The following is a 17,678-nucleotide window of genomic DNA, read 5'->3' as shown; positions in this document are numbered from 1 at the left end:
CTTCCCCCCGACTTCCCGGCCGACCCGACGTGACCCGCCTTCGCCTGCTGCTGTTCCTGATCGCGCTGCTGCCGCTGCTGGCCGGTGCGGCTACCCTGACATTGCGGGTCGACAAGCGTGCCCGCACCCTGGTGGTACTGGCTGACGGCCAGCCGATCCGCAGTTATCGGGTGTCGCTGGGCAGCCACCCGCTGGGCACCAAGCACGAGGCCGGCGACGGCCGCACCGCCGAGGGCCAGTACGATATCCGGGTCAAGAATCCGGCCAGCCGCTTTTATCGCTCACTGGGCATCAGCTATCCGGGGCCGGATGACGCCCTGCGCGGGCTGGAAGCCGGGCTGATTTCCGACAACGACTACCGCCGCATCATGGCCGCCCACGCCGCCGGCGAAGTCCCTCCGTGGGACACCCGGCTCGGCGGCGCGCTGTTCATCCATGGCGGCGGCGCCACCTTCGACTGGACCGATGGCTGCGTGGCGCTGGACGATGCCGACATGCGCGAGCTGTTCGACCTGATCGATCAGGGAACGCAGGTCGAGATCCGGCCGTGAAGCGGTCAGCGCGCCCCCTGTGCCGACAGCACCTCGCTCAAAGTATCGTTCTCGTCCTCGTCGACACTGAACCACGGGTAGTCGCTGTGCCGGCGCAGGTAACCCAGTGCGGTGACAACGCGGATTTCCCGTCCCAGCGCATCGTGGTAATGGGTATCGGCATAGCCCCAGTTGCGGATCGACGAGTCGTTCACGTACTGCGGCGCATTGATGAAATACGGCTGGTACTGGCGTATCGGCTGGCCCTTGTTGTCGTACTCGACCCGGCCGGACACCGTCCAGCGCGGTGCGGTACCGGTATCGGCCACCACCGGCATGCCGTTGTCGTCGAGCAGCACATTGCCGTCGGCATCGACCTGGTATGCGTCGCCGGGTTCCGCCTTCTGCTTGCTCTGCAGCGCACGGCCGAAGCCGTCGGACTGGGTCAGCGCGATGCGGATCTGCGCGGCGGTGTCCGCGCCCGGGTACTGGTCGGCCTGCAGGATTGCGCTCTGTACCGGGCTGCGTGGCGCATCGGCCAGCAGCGGGCGCAGTGATGAGGGCAGGCCGGCGATATCGGTCGTGCCTCGTGCCCATGCATGGCCACGGGAGCGGATCCGGCCATCCGGCGCAATCAGGTGGGCGTGCAGCAGCGCCTGCCACCAGGCGGCGGCCTGTGCCGCTGATCCGTACGCGGCCAGCCCTGCCTGGCTGACGCTGCCCATCCAGCTGTCGGGCTGGTACAGGCAGGCCGACGCGCAGCCCTGCACCGCACCGGCCGGATCGTCCAGTGCCGCGTCGATGCTGGCGAGGGCGGCCGCGCCGGCATCGTAGTCCGCGACCGGGTCGAAGCCGGTGCTGATCACCGCGTCGTTCTCGTCCAGTTCGCTGCCGTAGAAACTGGTCGCGCACACGCGTCCGAGTGCGTCGAACAGGACTTCCTGCTTGTTGCCGTTGGCATCGATCAACTGCCACGGGGCCAGAAAACGGTAGTCGCAGGCGGTCCGGGTCTGGTTGCCCAGCGCATCGGTACTGCTGACAACGACGCAGCTGTCGTCGTCATAGGCCAGCGTGCTGGCGCCGACCAGCAGGCTGCTTTGCTGCGTGCGCGGCAGATTGAACGGCAGCCAGGCGCCTTCGGCATCGACGTAGCCGTGATAGCCGTGGGCGATGACCCATACCGTGGCGGCCGATTCGTCCGCTCGCGGAAACAGCAGCGGCTGTTCCGCATAGCCGGCCGCCGCCAGTTCGGTCTTGAGGTCGAAGTCGGGCACATCGTCATACGCATGCAGCGCCTCGGCATCCAGCTCGGCGACTTCGATGTGGTGGACCAGCGCCAGCCAGGGCGGCGCGGACTGCGCATCCTGCTGTGCGGTGCCGGCCTGATTGAAATAGCAGACCAGGCTTTGCCCGGCATAGTCCCGGGGCTGGCTGTCGCCAAGCACGCCGTCGGGCTGGACCAGCGCCTCGTAATCGAGCCCGGTGCTGCTGTTGCCGACCGGGTAGCCGGCATAGCCGTCCGGATCGGTCACCACATTCCGGCGCTGCTGCCATGGCAGACCGAGCCGCCATGCCTGCGGGTCGGTCAGGTGATACACCCCGGTCAGGCTTTCCGTCAGCCGCAGCGATTGCTGGGCATCGTCATAGCTGCTGTCCCACAGCGTTGCCGGCAGCGTGGACGGGTACGGGTCGACCTCGCCCTGCGGCCGGCGCGCGTAGTTGATGGCGACCGCTGTCGTGGGCACGCCATACGCGTCGACCTGCAGTGTCACTTGCTGCTGCACCAGCGGATCGCTGGCGATCCGCTCGTAGTGCACGTCCAGCTGCTCCAGCAGCATAGGCAGCACGACCGCGTACGGCTGTGTGTCGCTGGCTGGCTGCAGCAGGCGGACCTGGTAGCGGGCGGTCTGCACATGGTACGGAACCCCGGCCTGTGCACTGCCATCCTGGCCGTAGACCTCCTGGCGCAGCAGCGATCCCTTCAGGGCTCGCGACAGCTGGAACAGGGTACTGGCATCCGGCGCCGGCAGCACGTCGTCGGCGCCGGTGCCGGTTGAAGCGGGACGGGCCGAGAGCGAACAGCGCCGGATCGGCATACGGGGTGTCGGCCGGGTTGTCCTCGGCATCCTGCACACCGGTGTGATACCACGCCCTGGTCAGCGTCGGCGGCGAGTAGTCATCATCGCTGCCGGTCGGCACTGCGCACGCGTCGGTGTCCAGATGCTGGACGAAGCCAAAGCCGCGGAACTCCCGGCATGCGCCGTCATACACGCCCTGGCGGTAGTGGTATTGCTGGGTCAGCGTATTGCCGGTGATCTCGTCGGTGCTGACCATGCGCGACAGCAGCGGCATGGCGAACGGCAGTGAGCAAACGTGCTCCGGCGCCGCCTGTTTTTCATCCAGCCATTCCTGTGCCGAACCGCGATAGCTCCAGGTGGTGCCGGCGCCCATATTGTTGTTCATCGAGGTCAGCAGATACGGCTTGGCGGCGGCAAAATCGTAGCGCCAGTGCTGTGGTGTCATGTGCGGTACGCTGAGCACCAGGCTGGCGGTGCCATTGCCGCCGACATCGGCGAAAGCCAGGTGGCACAGGTCGTCGAAGCGGATGCCGGCCGGCAGCGGCAGGGTGTGTCCGTTGCTGTCGAAACCGTTGCCGGACTGATTGAGGAAAATCCGGATCTGGTCTGACTCGGCATAGATCATGTCCGCGGCGCCGGAGCCATCCAGGTCGGCGAGAAACACCCGGGCGGGGTTGAACGAGGCGGCATCGAACGGCAGGTCGTCGGCCAGGGTCAGCATGGCGCCAAAATGGCCGCGCCCCAGATTGGGCCAGCATTCGATCCGGTCGTGGCGGATGCGTACCAGATGCTGCTGGCCGGAGCCGAGTATATCGCTGAAGGCGACCAGTGCGGCCGGGTCGTGGCCGATGGTCGGCAGGGTGGCGTCGGGGCAGTCGACCTGCTCGCCGGGGCCGAAACCGGCCTCGCGCCGGTTTGCATACAGCCGCACGCTGCGCGGACCGATCAGCGCCAGATCGGACAGCCCGGCACCGATCAGGTCGGCCAGTTGTGCTTCCGGGTGGTGGAACTCGGTCGGCAGCGCCGGAAACGGCACGAAGCCGGACCAGCTGTGATCCGGGTTCAGCGTGAAATAACCGCTCAGACCGGGGCTGGCCAGCAGCCAGTCCAGCCGGCCGTCGCCATTCAGGTCCATCAATGCCATGCTGTCCGCCTGCAGCGTCGGCACCAGCGGCAGAGATTCCCATGGTCCGTAGGCAATGGCATCGCCACCCGACTGCGCATCGCGCTGCGGCGGGCGATAGCGCCAGTCGCTGCCATTGCGGTACAGCACGCCGGGCAGGCCCTCGCCGTACAGGTCGACCAGCTGGTAATGCGGGCTTTCATCCAGACCCGGCAGGGCAGGGAACGGCTGGTAGCCGTCGGCCGGCCAGTCGGTGCTGAACGGTGCATAGCCGAGATCCAGAGGCGGCAGCGACAGCGGCGTGCCACGGCTGTCGTAGGCCCAGTGCCGGGCACCGACCAGCTGGCTGCACAACGGAGTTTCGTCATGGTCGAACAGCAGGCGACCAACCAGCACCGGTGCCGTGCCGAGTGCCGCGAACTGGTGAAACATCAGCACCTGGCGGCACAGCCGCAGCGTGCGCAGCTCGAAGCCGCATGCATAGTCGGAGAACGGGTCCTGCCGCACCGGCCAGCTGTCAGGTGCTGTCCACGGCGGCGCGGTCATGCCATCGGTGCCGCGTTCGCCATAGTCGAACACCAGCGTGAACAGCCAGACGGGCGGATCGCCCTGGCCCCAGGCGTACAACGGCACACAGGGCACGGTATTGCCGTACTGGAACTGCAGCGGATAGCACTGCGCGGCATGGTCGCGCAGTGCCTCGGCGCCGCTCAGCGTCACGCCATCGGCATTCTCGTGCCGGTACTGGTAGCTGATGTGTTCGCCGGACGGCGTAACCGACTCTTCCAGCAGCCAGCGGGCAATGCGGCTGGCGTCGGCCGGGTCGGCGACGCGGGCCGCCACACTCTTGCCGGCGCAGTGCAACTGGCCGTCGCTGCCATGCACCAGCCAGAAATCATTGCCGTCGTCCTTGCCCTGCCAGCGTTCGATGCGATCGAATCCGCTTTCGATGCGTGGCAAGTAGCGGGTGACGGTATAGCTCTGGTCCAGTGTCAGGTCACCATAGGTCGAGACCGTGACCGGATTGTCGTCTCCGGCCGCGATGACCAGCACCTCGCCGTCCGGGCCGAGAAACAGGTCATCGTCCTGGTAGCGCGGCACGCCGAGGCTGGTGCGGCGACGGATTTCCCACGGGCCGGCCAGCGACCAGCCGAGCCCGAACGGGCCGTTGCCGCTGCCGCTGCCATAAGCAAGCACGGCGGACGGGGCATGGCCGCGGCCGGCCGACACCGGCAGGGGGAGGGTCAGGCCGGCCTGGCCCGTCATGCCGACCTTGCCGAGTGCCTCGCCCATGCCCTGGATCGTGCCGCCGCCCTTCGGCAGTGACGAAGGGGTAATGACATCCAATTGCTGATTCATGATGCGTTCCTGATCAGGATGGCACTGGACCGGCAAGGGGCGGGCAGCACCGGCCCCTTGCCGGGACCGGGGGATCAAGCATGGCTGGACATTGTCGTCGCGCCATCCATGTGCAGGTAATACGTGGAGCTGTTGAAAGCCTGGACGGGCTTGTTGGCATGCAGTCGCTTCATTTGCGTGCCGAGGTCGGTCGCAATGCTCTGGGCAATTTCACTGCTTCTCCCCTTCTGCGTATGCAGAATATCGAATGCTTCGTGCATCGTTTCCGTTGCAGGGAATCCCAATGCCTCCATGATCTCGGCCACATGCCCAGGATCATCGATAATGAGCTTTTCGATGGCAGTCAGGGTATTGACCATCGTCTGTGCATACTCGATCTCGGCGGTATAGCGCACCGTGCCGGTATGGGTCTCGGTCGCGGCCCTGAGTGCCCCCAGATTGCCTGCCAGCTCCCGTGCTTTCAAGGTGGCGCGGCTGGCTGGCGCCGGGCTGGCGAGAGGGCGCTCGGGCAGCAGCGGCGCCGCTTCAGCAGACATCCCGCTCGCCACGAACGCGTCGCCTGCCTCCGGCGACGGGCTGTCCAGCGGGACGTCTTCCAGCAGGTAGCCGTCGATGTATTCCTCGTTACCCGTTTCCGTACCGGAAGCCGGTCCGCGATCGAAGTGACTCAACTCGAGAATGCCTGGATGATCAGGGAGGGGCTCGTCCAGCCACCCGCGTTCCGGCGGTCGCAGCACGAGGAGTGCCGGCAGCAGCATGAACATCCACGGCACACCACTGTCCGGTACGCTGTAGCTGAAACTGTGATGGCCATCCGGGTCGAAATAGGTGGCCGGATTGTTCCTGGTCATTTCATAGACATTCAGCCCGTCCGAATAGCCGGCCGGGTCCGGATTGACCCAGCGCGCCATCCACGGGATGTAATAACGGAAGCCGTAGTAGTACAGGCCGGTGACATCCCGTTCCTTGCCGGCGTAGCGCTGGAATTTGTACTTCGCCTCGGTGGTGTTTTTCGTCGACCAGACCGCCGTGCCGCCGAAGGGATAGTATTCCTCCAGGGTCAGGATATCGGCATTGGCATCGAGCTCGATCAGGTTCGACCGCGTCTGGTTGTTGACGCTGTAGCGATACTGGTCGTTGGCGATATCGGTCGGTGCGCCGGCTTCCCAGTGCAGGATGCGGATATCCTGGTCGCTGCTGCCGTGGATCGACAGCGTGTGCAATTCCTCATTCAGCGTACTGCCGTAATAGGTGCGCCGCAGCGTCAGGCCCGGCAGGTAAAGGGTCTGGATCGTATTGACGCTGCCACTGTCGGTGCTCTGCAGCGTCTTGCTTTCCTTGCAGACCCGCTGTCCCTGCCCATCGTAGAAATAGCTTTCGGTATCGTTCGGATTGCCATCGCTGCGGGTGACGGTGGTGACCTGCGCCAGCTGGTTGTAGCGGTTCCAGGCCAGCGTGGCGCCGGTGCTCAGCGTGGCCGGGTTGCCCTGTGCGTCGAACAGCGCATCGACGGCGCCCGGGTCGATGCCGGTGGCGGTCTGCAGTACGCTGCGGTTGCTGCGGGCGGACACGACGAAATCCTGGGTGAACGACACCGCCCCCTCATGCTTGATCTGCTGCAGGTTCCCGCCCTTGTCATAGCGGTAGGTGCGTCCGTACGGACTCATCTGCGTCGGGTCGATGACGATCGGCGTGATCGGATCGGGCGGCATGGGGCCCTGCCGGGTCCTGGCATTTTCCCGGGCCGACGTGGCGCACAGCTGGTAGCACGCATCGTAGGTAAAGGTGGACTCACCCAGCATGCCGGCGTTGTCGTTGTCGCTGTCGTTCAGCGCATAGTTGTAGGTGGCAATGATGTTGCCGACCGGGTCATAGTCGTAGTACAGATCCTGCAGCATCGGGTCGCGCCCTTCCTGCTCCGGGCGCAGGGTCTGGCTGGCAATCAGTCGTCGGGTGGCCGGATCGTAGCTGTGCTCGTTGGTCACATTGTTGCCGAGCCGGTCGAAAATGCGCAGGCCGTTGGCGTCGTAGCGGATGTCGCTGATCACCGTGACCGCATCCTTGCCTTTCTGGGTGATGGCAATGGAGACCAGCTGGCCGGCGACGTTGTACGTGCGGTCATGCCGGTTGCCGACCGCATCGAGCAGCGACAGCGGATTGTCCAGCGCATCGTAGGCATGAGTGCTGGTATAGGCGTTTGTTTCCAGCAGGGCCGCCCAGGCTGCATCGTCGGCCCCCTGCCAGTCGGTTCCCTGGCTGCGGTCCTTGACCAGCTGGCGGGTCTCGCCAAGCGGTTTGCCGCCGGGCGTGTAGCCGGAAATGCTTCGCCGGCCGGCCGTGTCGTAATGGCGGACGCAACGGCCGAGCAGGTTGCCGGCCCGGGCGGCCGTCTGGTCGGACTCCCCCTCGCCATAGCACCAGCGTTCCCGTACCCGTTCGGTCCCGGTGGCGTCGTTCTGGTAGGCGGCAGTCGGTCGGCCCAGCGTGTCGTAGTCGAAGCGGCTCTGCCTGGTGGCGTCGTCGTCGAGAAACTGCAGGAACGGATTGCCTGCGACATCCCATACCAGGGTGCGCTTGCCGGCGTCGACACTGTCGCTGCGCAGGCAGCGGCCGGTCAGGTCGTTCAACTGGCTGACGTTTGGCTGGACGGTGCTGTCCTGCTGCTGCAGGTCGAACAGGCGCGGATCGATGCTGGAGACCAGAAAACCGTTTATCGAATAAGTGTTGCGGGTGATCCGGATCTCCAGCGGATCGTCGGGCAGTATCCGGTTGGACTGAACCTGTCGTGCCACGTTGCCGCAGACGTCGAAGACGGTGATGTCCGGGGTATTGGCGCACACCCGGCCGATTTCGTCGTAGCTGTCTATCATTGCTGCACCTCATTATGCAGGTGCCGCCCGGCGGGCCGGGCGGCGGGGCCGGGTCAGTGACGGGTGGCCCGGGACGCGGTTTTTGTCGCCTTGCCGCTGGCGGCCGGTGCCGTCTGCGCGGCAATGACCGCCTTGGCGAAGGCCGGGCCGCCGTCCCTGGCGGTGTATCGCAACTGGACAATGATGTCGGTCAGCGAGCCGAGGAGGGACGCCTGATCTGTGCCGCTGGCGTGCGGGAAAGTCAGCCGCCAGCCCGAGACGGCGCCGGTACCCTCGAATGGCAGGTAGCGCTGGTCGTACATGTCGAGCACGAACTGGCCGGCATCGTTGAGTCCGGTGGACAGCACGATCTGCTGGCTTGGCCGCAGATTGGTGATGACATTGGCCGGGGATGCGCCGCTGCCGTCCGGATCCAGCAGGTAGTTGACGCCTGCGATATCCGCCGTCAGCAGTACCGAACTGCTGGACTGTGCCAGCGTGGCACGCACATCCTGGTAGGGCCCGACCGTGGCCGGCAGGGTCAGGCTGACCGATTTCAGCTGGCGCAGATAATGGCCCGGGTAGTCGCTGTCCAGCAGCGCTTCATTGATGGAGAAATCGATATAGCTGGTGTCCGTGCCGTCGGTGGGCGTGACGATGCTGCCTTTCCAGTCACTGCCGAGCAGTGTGCTCAGCGCTACCGTCTTGACGATCTCCAGCCTGCGCTCGTTGCGCTGCAGATAGGCGTTTTCCATCTGTTGCAGGTTGAACGTCAGCGTGTCGCCGGCAGTCAGGCCCTTGTGGCTGTCGTCCCAGGCATTGGGGTTGACGAAGGTGGTCTTGTAATCCCCCATTTCGTACTGCCAGCTCGCCTGGGTGCCGAGGCACAGTGCCTGGACTGCCTGGTAGGCGCTGCTGTACAGCGCGGACATCTGGCCGACCAGCCATTGGTACAGGGAGCCGCTGCTGTCCCGGGTCTGCAGGAAATTTTTCATGTCCAGAATCTGCTGCTGCTGGGCATTGGCCTGATCCAGTGAAGTCTGGGCCGCGGTGACCAGAACATTCTGCACGGTGACCTGGAGGTGGAGCGTATCGATCTCGTCTTGTGCCTGATCGGCCTGGAATTGCCACTCCTTGTTGCGACGATCGTAGGCTTCCGACTCGGCGATGATCGCGGCAGAGCCGTTGAGACTGATGGCCAGGGTCTGGAGAATGGTTCCGGTGGCCAGCAGGGGCGCCTGCTTCATGGCGCCCCCCCAGGCGGTGCCCCTGATATTGGGCATCATTGCCAGGGCGGCACCGGCGGCAAGGAACGGAATGGAGGACGTCCCCAGTATCAGCCCGGTACCCTGCAGCCCCATCGCGGCCGTTTCCTGGGTGGAGTTGCCGTTGCTGGCCAACTGCTGGAAGTGCGTCTGGCGGTCGGTTGCGCTGCTCAGGTTGGCATTCAGCACATCCAGGGTGTCGTTGGCCGCCTGCAGCGACAGCTGCTGCAGGCTGACGGTAAAGGCAGACAGGGCCAGCAGTTGTTCCTGCTGCATTTCTTCCTGGCTGGCGCGGTCCTTCCGTTCCTGATACGACAGCAGCAGATCGCCGAAGCGGTTCAGCGTGGCGACGGCGCGGTAGGCGCTGGGCAGCAGTGCCTGGAAGCGATAGGCCGGAATGGTTGGCGCTGCCGCGTAGCCGAGCACCTGCAGCGGCGTGGCGCCGGCGCCACGCGCGGCCATCAGCCGGGCCGGGTCGGCCGGTGTCGCGTACAGTGGCACCGACATCGGCTGCCCGGTCAGGCTCAGGTTGTGGCGCAGGTTGTACAGGCGGCTGTCCAGCGTCGACCAGTAACCGAGCAACTGCGAGTTCAGCGGCGGCCGCGAGGGCAGGTCCAGCGCGCCCAGCAGCGGGTGGGGGGCCGGTGTGGCCTGCGGCACCGGCGTCGGCCCGGCCTGAGTGCGCTCGAAGTCCCGCAGCGCCGGATTGCCTGCGGAGACGGCGCTGCCCAGCGTGACCGGCGCCCAGTCGTTCTCCAGTTCCCCGCCCGGGAATGGCCCCAGCAGATCGAGCGCCTGGCGGTAGATCAGCTTGGCCATGCTCAGGCTGTCCGGGGTCTGCGTGCGGTAGAACGCATCCCCGGCCGCAATCAGGTTGCGGACATACAACTGGAACAGCGTCTTCTGGTAGTGGACCGGATTCGAGTAGGCGATGGCATCCGGATCGGTCGGACCCGCTGCCTCATAGGATGCATTGCCGGCCTCGACCAGCGGGCGCGAGTTCCAGTAGGGCGGCGGCGAGCTGCCGTCGGAACGTCGCGCCGACGGGTCGAACAGATAATGTATCCACAGCGCCGCTTTTGCATACTGCTGTTCCTGGTTCAGCCGGTAGGCAACCAGGTGCGGGGCATGAAAGAACAGTTCCCAGAAATACAGGCCGTTCGCGCCGTTGAAATCGATGGGGGCCGGTGCATCCGTGCTGAGCAGCGGCGGTTCGGTCAGGTTCTGCGTGTCCCAGCTCAGCACACTGGCAACCGAGGCGCTGGCGCGGGCAATCAGGTCCTTGCCGATCTGGGTGTTCAGGCGGATGCGCAGCGTATTGACGCCGGTGTCGTCGCTGCCGGTGAAATCCAGATACTGGGCATTGTTGCCGGCATTCGTTTTCAGTATCGGAATGTTGCTGGTATCGGGATAACTCTCGGCCGTGGTGATCTTGAAATTGACGGCGGCGTCGTCTGCCATCTCCTCGCTGGAGGTGCTGGCGGTATACGACAGCTGAACCGTGGTGGTGGCGCCGGCACTGTAGGCGACGGTGCAGCTGCCCTGGCCGGTACTGGCGCTGCCGCTGTCATTCAGCGCAACGCTTGCACTGCAGATGGTCACCGAGCCGTCCGCGCTGGTCAGTTGCAGCGTGCCCTTGCCGGTGGCCGCGCTGGTGTAGCTGTCCGTGCCTTCGAGGACGTAAGTGATCTGCGAGCCATCGGCACTCAGTGTGCTGCTGATGATGTTCAGCGCCATGTCTGCCTGATGCGTCGACGAACCGCTTGCCCCTGTTGCTGTGGTGGTGGTGGCGGTTTGTTTACTGAATGTGCTCTGCAGCGTGCTGTCCGAACTGTACAGCGTCATGTGCAGGTACTGGCCGAAGCTGTCGTAGTCGCTGCTCGGCACGGCCGGTTCGCCGAGTGGCGTGAACAGCAGGTCGCAGGGCGCATTCAGATAGGTGACCTTGCTGGCGTCAGCCGTCTGCGTCGCGACCAGCGAAATGTAGATGATGTCTTCGTCGTTGTAGTACGTGTAGTCGGGCGTGGTTCCGGCCTTGTACTTGTCCGGTCGCTGGTCGATGACGGCAATCAGCTCGTAATCGTAGGCACTGGCATCGGTCGTGCCGTCCGGGCTGCTCCAGCTGCGCAGCGTGTGCGGCACGCTCCAGTTGCCGTCGAAACCGCGATAGGCACAGCACAGCTTGTATTCCGAATACTCGGTGGTATCCGTCTCCGGCCCGGTCTGCGGCAATTCACCGCGTTGCAGCCAGACCAGATGCAGCCGGCCGCCGGACACGAACGGGCGGATGATTTCGATATCGGCCGATTGCGCCAGCTCGATAGCGTTCCACTCGGTCCAGGCGGTCGGATTGAGCGCGCCACTGCTGTCGCGTGCCGACATGTCCAGTGAACGCCAGTAGAACTGGTTCGGCACGATGTTGCTCTGGCCGGTCAGGTAGTAGACCGCATTGCCCGAATCCGGCGATTCGGCGTAGCCGTTCAGTACCTTCAGGTTGCTGATGGTTTCGAAGCCGGTCAGGTAGGCGAGAAAGCTCTGCTGGATCGACGTGTCGTTCAGGGCGTGGGCGGCCAGCTGGTTTTCCAGCAACCCGAACAGTCCGGTCTTCCGCTCGCGCAGTGTCGGGTCGATATAGTTTTCCGGGTAGTCCTGCAATTCCTGGTCACCGGCCCAGATCGAGTACTGGCTGCCGCTCTGCGCCCAGTCGGCGACATCGTCGGCCGGCAGCGACGCGCGGCCGGGCTCCATGTTCAGCATCACGGCGTTGATGTATTGCTGGACGCTGGCAATGGCCTGAGCGACCCGGCTGGTCGTGACGTCGGTCGCCACCCGGGGGTCGATCAGCAGGTATTCATACAGATCGGCTTCGGTCTTGACCGCCGACAGCGCCGGCGTATTGGGTACGAGCTGCCCAAGGTAGTACGAGACATATGCGTCGCGCAGCGACTCGTCCAGTTGTGCATGGAGATTTCTCATGATTCACCTCTGCGGTGCGAATGGGGGAAGGCAAGGCGGGATGCGGAAGACGGGTTATCCGGCTTCGCCCGTGCCGTTCAGACGGCTGTTCAGGCCGGCGACCACGGACTCGCCCGCTGCGGCATAACCGTCGGTCTTGGTGGGGACCAGTGCGCTGAGCTGGATCTGCAGCTCGGCCGACAGGCCGGTCTGCTGCCATAGCGCCTGCTGGCGCCGCACGCCGTCGATCTCCTGCAGCGTCCTGGCGATCTTGCCGGAGGGCTCCATCTGCGCTGCCGCATTCGCGACTTCGCTGTCCGACCAGTCGATCAGGGCTGCCAGCAGCTTTGCCGCGACGGCGGCACTCGGCGGAGTGGCGGCATTGACGCCGGCCAGATAGTCGAGCAGGGCGCTTTCATCGGCGGTGCTGCCATCGAGCAGGTCGTTGTAGCGGCTGAAGCCGTACAGCGTACCGAGGGTGACCGCAATGGCGCCGCTGGAGACGCTGGCGCCGAACCAGCCCGGATGGTTCACATAGGTCTGCACCAGACCGGCGCTGAGCGCGAAGCTCACCACTACCGCCTGGATGCGGCCCAGCGTGTACAGCAGTTTCAGGTAGTCCGCGGTCGGCGTGATGACGCCATCCGCATCCAGCGTCAGCGTGGTGGACAGGAAGGTGTAGCTGTCGCTGCCGGCCCACTGCAGCAGCAGCAGCGGATAGTCCGGAGCGGCATCCAGATAGCCGGACAGCGCGGCGATGGTCACGCCCTGCTGGGCGGTATCGGCCGTCAGCAACTGTGTCTTGACCAGCTGGCTGGCGGCGGCGTCGATCTTGACGGCGGCCAGTGCCGTATCGATGGCGCCGGACAGATCGGCCTGATCAATGACCAGCCCGCTGGCATCCAGCACGCTGGCCAGCGCCGTGGCCCAGTCGATGGCGGCACCGTCGCTGTCGCTTTGCGGTGCGCCGGCGGCGATCAGCCGGTCCACGGTCAGCAGCGTCGACGCCAGATCGTGGACAATGCCGTCGATCAGGGTGGTCTGGGCCGGGGTGCCGGTCAGCGTACCCGTCGGCGCATGCACCATGAAGGTGACGGCTGCCACCGACAGGTCGTGGCTGCTGATCCAGTCGGCGCAGGCGGCGAAGGCCACGATAATGTCGAGGATGTCCGGCGCGGTGTCGCTGGGCGTGGTGTTGACCGGAGGCTTGCCCGCCAGCGTGCCGATCACATGGGAACCGAGCAGGTTGATGATGCCGAGACCGGCGGTGACACTCAGGCCGAAGGCGCGCGGCAGGGTCACCAGCCGGTAGAAGGCCGAGAATACCGGCAGCGAGCAGGTCAGACTCTGCTTGGCCGATACATGACTGGCCAGCAGCTCGTATTCGGCCTGGGTAATGCCCAGGCCGGCAGACAGCTGCTTGATGACGGTGGTGCTGCTGGACGAGAATGCGCTGCCATCGCAGACCAGCGGCGTGCTGAACAGGCCATTGCTGTTGAACAGCCGGTCGTAGAACGGGACGTTGTTGCCGACTGCATACGGCGTGATCTGGCCGACCCAGGCGGCAAAGGTTTCGGCACTGATGGTGGCGCTGCGGTTCAGTTCCCTGAACACGCCGAGCGTCCGCACCGTATTGGCATTGGCCAGCAGGTCCACAGGCTGGGTGTTATCCTTCACATTGCCCTCGGCCATCATCGTCGACACCAGCAGCAGATCAAGCTGGTCGAACGGCAATTGCATCCAGTTGCGCAGGCGGATGAACCGGCTCATGCGGTCGAAGCGATCGTCGCTGGTATGGGTCAGGGTCGAGGCATCCGGGTCTCCGCTGTCAGCGGCAAGGGTCATGATGCTGGTGTCGGCCGTGCTGTCGCCGTGAATGTAGACCGCACCATACTGGTTTGGCGCGGCGACGAGAGCCGGGGAGGTCACGTTGTGCGAGGCCACCACGCTGTAGGCGGCGTCCTTGCCCTGCGAGCACAGCAGGTCCTGCACGTCACAGGCCGCCAGGCCGGTCTGGTGGCAGAAACCGGACAGTGTCTTCAGGCTGCTGCTGTCCGCGACACCGTAGTTCGTCGGGTAGGAATAAGTGCTCGGGGGGGGCTCGGTCAGCAGCGTGTACTGTTCCGTCGACAGCTGGCTGCCCTGTTGCTGGGCGGTTTCCCCCTGCGTGGTCGACAACGCGGGGACGAGGAAATACGGCCATGCGGTATCGAGCTGCTGGGTCAGCGACATCAGCGACGACCGGACACCGTCCAGCCCGCGGGTAATCTGCTGGCTGGCGTAATCGTAGGGCAGGGTGAACGGAAAGCGGGCTGCCGCCAGCTTGTCGTTGAGCGCTTTCAGCGTGGTGGTGCCGGTGTAGCTCTCAAGCGCCTTGCCCAGGATCTCGTTCACCAGCGACAGGGCGGTGACGGTCTGGTCGGTGCTGACCCGGTCGAGTACCAGTGATGCGAGATCGGGACGGCGGGTGGTCAGCGGGATCATGCTGCCGCTGCCGTCGTCCGAGATCGCATCCATCTGCTGCGCCCACTGGTACAGCCGGCACAGATAGATGACCGGGGAATCGTTGGCTTCCAGCGCGTCTTCCGGGCTGCATGTGTGCCAGTCTTCCTGGAACAGCGACTGATAGGTCGGCTGGCCGTCGATCAGCGCCGCCGGGGCGCTGCCGCCCCGGCGGCGGGTGCGATAGCGGCGGGCCAGCGGGACCGCCTGGCGCAGCGCATCGTCGTACAGGCTGGCGGCGCCGGCTCCGAGACGGGAACCATGCCGGCGGACAAAGGCGCTTTTCGACTGGCCGACGATATCGAACAGCGAGTCGAACGTGTTGCTGTCGAGGCCGTGCCGTTGCAGCAACTGTGAAAGCAGAGGGGTGGAGGGCATGTCAGTTCCTTTGCGGATGGCCGGTGCCGCGGCCGGTTGGGACGAAGCTCAGGCCGCCGTCTTGCCGGGCAGCAGGGGGATGACGGTGTAGCCGAAGTCACTGCCGGAAGTGGTCATGAACATGATGGCGACACAGGTGGTTTTGGCGAGGGCCGGCGCCGTGTAGAGCCCGGTTGCGGAAAGGGAGCCCAGTGAGCCGTCATCCGGCACCGGGGCGCCGAGAATGGAGCAGGTGCAGCCGGGGGTGCTGGCGATGTCGGTGCTTTCGCCCGTCATCATGTTGGTCTGGATTGCCGCAAGCTGGCGCGATGCGCCGGGCGCCAGCGGGGTCAGGTTGCCGGCCACGACTTCATCGGGATCGGTATCTCCGGCGTGCCAGGTGCCGGCACCGACATGGAGCGTCGGGTAGAGACCCGGCTTGACCACCAGGACACTGGCCGTGGCGGAGACCGAGCCTATCGAGAACGTGACGGTTTCCAGCCCGTATGCTCCCGTAGACAGGGTCGGCGTGTAGCTGGCGGTGTAGATGCCGGGCGGGGCGCTGTCGGGGGTCGTGTCGGTGGCGCCGCCCCAGGCGGGCTGACCCGCATCTTCGGCTGATTTGTTGACCACGGATGCGGTGAACGTGATTGGCGCGCTGCTGCCGGAGACGGCATAGGCGAAGCACGGATTGATATTGATCGGGTTGGCCGACACGATGGCAACCGCGCTGGCGGTATACGTGCTCGTGGTGCCGTCGGCATTGTCGACAACGGCGACGGCGGTGATGACTTCCTGGAACGATGCACTGCTCAGCAGCGAGATATCCGGCGCCTTGTAGGTCGCGCTGATGCCGTCTTCACGACCTTCGATGCGATCATCCGTGCAGACGTCGGCGTTGTTGCTCAGCGACCAGCTGATGGTGGCGCCGGCCGGTCCGGTCAGGGTGAAGACCTGGGTGTCATTGACCAGGGCGGATTGCGCCGGATTGCTGGCGACGACCGTCGCCTGCAGCGGCGACAGCAGGCAGGTCGTGGCCGATGGATTGATCTGACCGAACAGCGCCATGTCGCCGGGGACGGAGGCATCACTGAGCTGCAGTGCGTTGTCGTTCGGGAACAGCATGTTGCTGAGGGTAAAGACATCGATATCCGGAACCTGCAGCGAGGCCAGCTTCTCGATGGCCGAGTAAGTGTCTCCGGACAAGTCCTGCGTGATTTGATCACGGTACTCGGCGTCATCGATTTCGTTGCACCAGGGATAACCGCCCAGCGTAATGTCCGTGCTGCTCCGGGAGTTGGTGATTTTGACAATATTGCTGTCGGGATCGACGGAAGGTGTCGACGTGCTGGTGAGCGGGTAGGAAATGCGCATGCTCTGGTTGGTAATGTCTTGGAAATCATTCGGGGAAAGCTGGTGGTGCAGCTGATAGATGAACTGGTCGAATTGTCCCGACCAGCTTAGTTTTATCGACTGGGCAGAGGGCACAACCGTCATGCCGGTGATATCGAGAAGAACTGGCTGGAGATTTTTATTGGTGTCGGACGTGTGGACAGTAACGATGACATGCGCCGTGGGGGCTGGATAAGGTTGCTCTTCATAAAATTCCCATGACATGTCCAGCGTGCCGCCACGGACATGCCCGGTCGCTGCCATGAGATAACTGGCCGGGGAGGCGGTGCCGTTGTCCAGCAGTTTGGTGTTCAGTACAACGTCATCGCTGCCGATCTGGGACAGATAGGCCGGTCTGATGATGCTGTCGAAAAGCGTTGCGCTTTCCACAATGACTGCGCCCGAGTACAGGGCATTGCCTGCACTGTCTGTATCGTCCGGAATCAGGTAGGGATAGCCGGAGCCTGACGAGGGCAGGCTGCCGGTCGTGCCGCTGGTATTGGCTGCGGTCTGGATGAACAGGACCACGGCGCCGTCGCCATAGCTCTTGTCCGAAATATTTGCCGAGGCCGTGGGGGCCGGCTGGGTGCGCAGTGCAAATTGCGTCGGGTTCAGCGGGTTGCTGCTGTCGATATTTTGCAGTGAACCCAGCGGGTACCGTTTTTGCTCGTCGCTTGCCTGATTGAACAGCTGCTGAAAATAGGTGCTCAACTGCGTGATATTGGATTGCCCTTCGACCAGATTGACACTGATGTCCGCCGCGCTGGCCTGGGACAGGTCAAGATACACATCGCCGGAGCTGCTGATGTCCCCCTCGGTTTTTGACAGGTCCAGCGTGGCGGTCAGGTTGAAATTGCTGTCTGGCAATACCCCGTCATAGCGGCTGATGGTCGAGGGCGCCGTTTCCGACTCCGCAATCGAGAAGAAATAGCCGGACAGGAACTGCATGGTCAGCGCGGCCGTGGAAGTGTCGAGGTCCGCATTGGCGAACGACAGCAGGGGCGGTCCCAGCGCCAGATCGCTGACACTGAGATAGATGTCGCTGGCGCTGGACGAGTGGTTGTCGGGGATTTCCTGATCCGGCACCACCAGATTGTTTCCCGCGGCCGTTTTCTGGGCGAACTGCTGGGCAAACAGGGCATTGATCCGGTCGCGGTTGTAGACGACGACGGCATTCCAGCCCAGCGTGATGGACTTGCCGTCCAGAGCGGAAAGCAGGTCGGTTTTCGAGTTTGACATCATGGGACTCCTTGAAACGGGCGCGTCGG

The 17,678-nt window shown here is 64.5% G+C and carries 7 protein-coding genes and 1 pseudogene; 2 read left to right on the top strand and 6 right to left on the bottom strand.

Annotated features, from left to right (window positions below; genetic code table 11):
* Positions 1-29 precede the first annotated feature (29 nt).
* Positions 30-551, top strand: a complete 522-nt coding sequence (locus DFO50_RS05160) for a murein L,D-transpeptidase family protein (protein ID WP_051528581.1) — start codon at positions 30-32, stop codon at positions 549-551.
* A 5-nt stretch (positions 552-556) separates the two neighbouring features.
* Here the strand turns inward: DFO50_RS05160 and DFO50_RS19470 are convergent, their stop codons facing one another.
* The 6 genes and pseudogenes from DFO50_RS19470 to DFO50_RS05135 form a co-directional block, all read right to left on the bottom strand.
* Entirely contained in the window at positions 557-2,626 is a 2,070-nt protein-coding gene (locus DFO50_RS19470; RefSeq protein WP_233495189.1) for a toxin TcdB middle/C-terminal domain-containing protein, read from the bottom strand.
* 49 nt (positions 2,627-2,675) lie between these two features.
* Positions 2,676-4,997, bottom strand: a pseudogene (locus DFO50_RS19340) (SpvB/TcaC N-terminal domain-containing protein); the annotation flags it as partial.
* 167 nt (positions 4,998-5,164) lie between these two features.
* Positions 5,165-7,960, bottom strand: a complete 2,796-nt coding sequence (locus tag DFO50_RS05150; RefSeq protein ID WP_051528582.1) for an RHS repeat-associated core domain-containing protein — start codon at positions 7,958-7,960, stop codon at positions 5,165-5,167.
* Between the two features lie 53 nt (positions 7,961-8,013).
* A complete protein-coding gene (locus DFO50_RS05145) occupies positions 8,014-12,180 on the bottom strand; it encodes a neuraminidase-like domain-containing protein (protein ID WP_112692157.1) in 4,167 nt (1,388 codons plus the stop codon).
* A gap of 54 nt (positions 12,181-12,234) precedes the next feature.
* Positions 12,235-15,039 carry a Tc toxin subunit A gene (locus tag DFO50_RS05140; protein ID WP_112692156.1) on the bottom strand — a complete coding sequence of 935 codons (2,805 nt, stop codon included), beginning with the start codon at positions 15,037-15,039 and terminating at the stop codon, positions 12,235-12,237.
* A 48-nt stretch (positions 15,040-15,087) separates the two neighbouring features.
* Positions 15,088-17,358, bottom strand: coding sequence for a hypothetical protein (locus DFO50_RS05135; RefSeq protein ID WP_158537406.1), 2,271 nt, complete (start codon positions 17,356-17,358; stop codon positions 15,088-15,090).
* 108 nt (positions 17,359-17,466) lie between these two features.
* On the opposite strand from DFO50_RS05135, the gene DFO50_RS19100 reads away from it, so the two are divergent.
* The gene (locus tag DFO50_RS19100; RefSeq protein WP_107889402.1) at positions 17,467-17,646 is read left to right on the top strand and encodes a hypothetical protein; all 180 of its coding nucleotides are present in this window, start codon (positions 17,467-17,469) and stop codon (positions 17,644-17,646) included.
* Positions 17,647-17,678 lie beyond the last annotated feature (32 nt).

Origin of the sequence: Microvirgula sp. AG722, assembly GCF_003269145.1 — a bacterium.
In the GTDB taxonomy this organism is placed as follows: domain Bacteria; phylum Pseudomonadota; class Gammaproteobacteria; order Burkholderiales; family Aquaspirillaceae; genus Microvirgula; species Microvirgula aerodenitrificans.
Note: the sequence above shows the minus strand (reverse complement) of the source record. Positions and strands in the feature narration are given on the sequence as shown.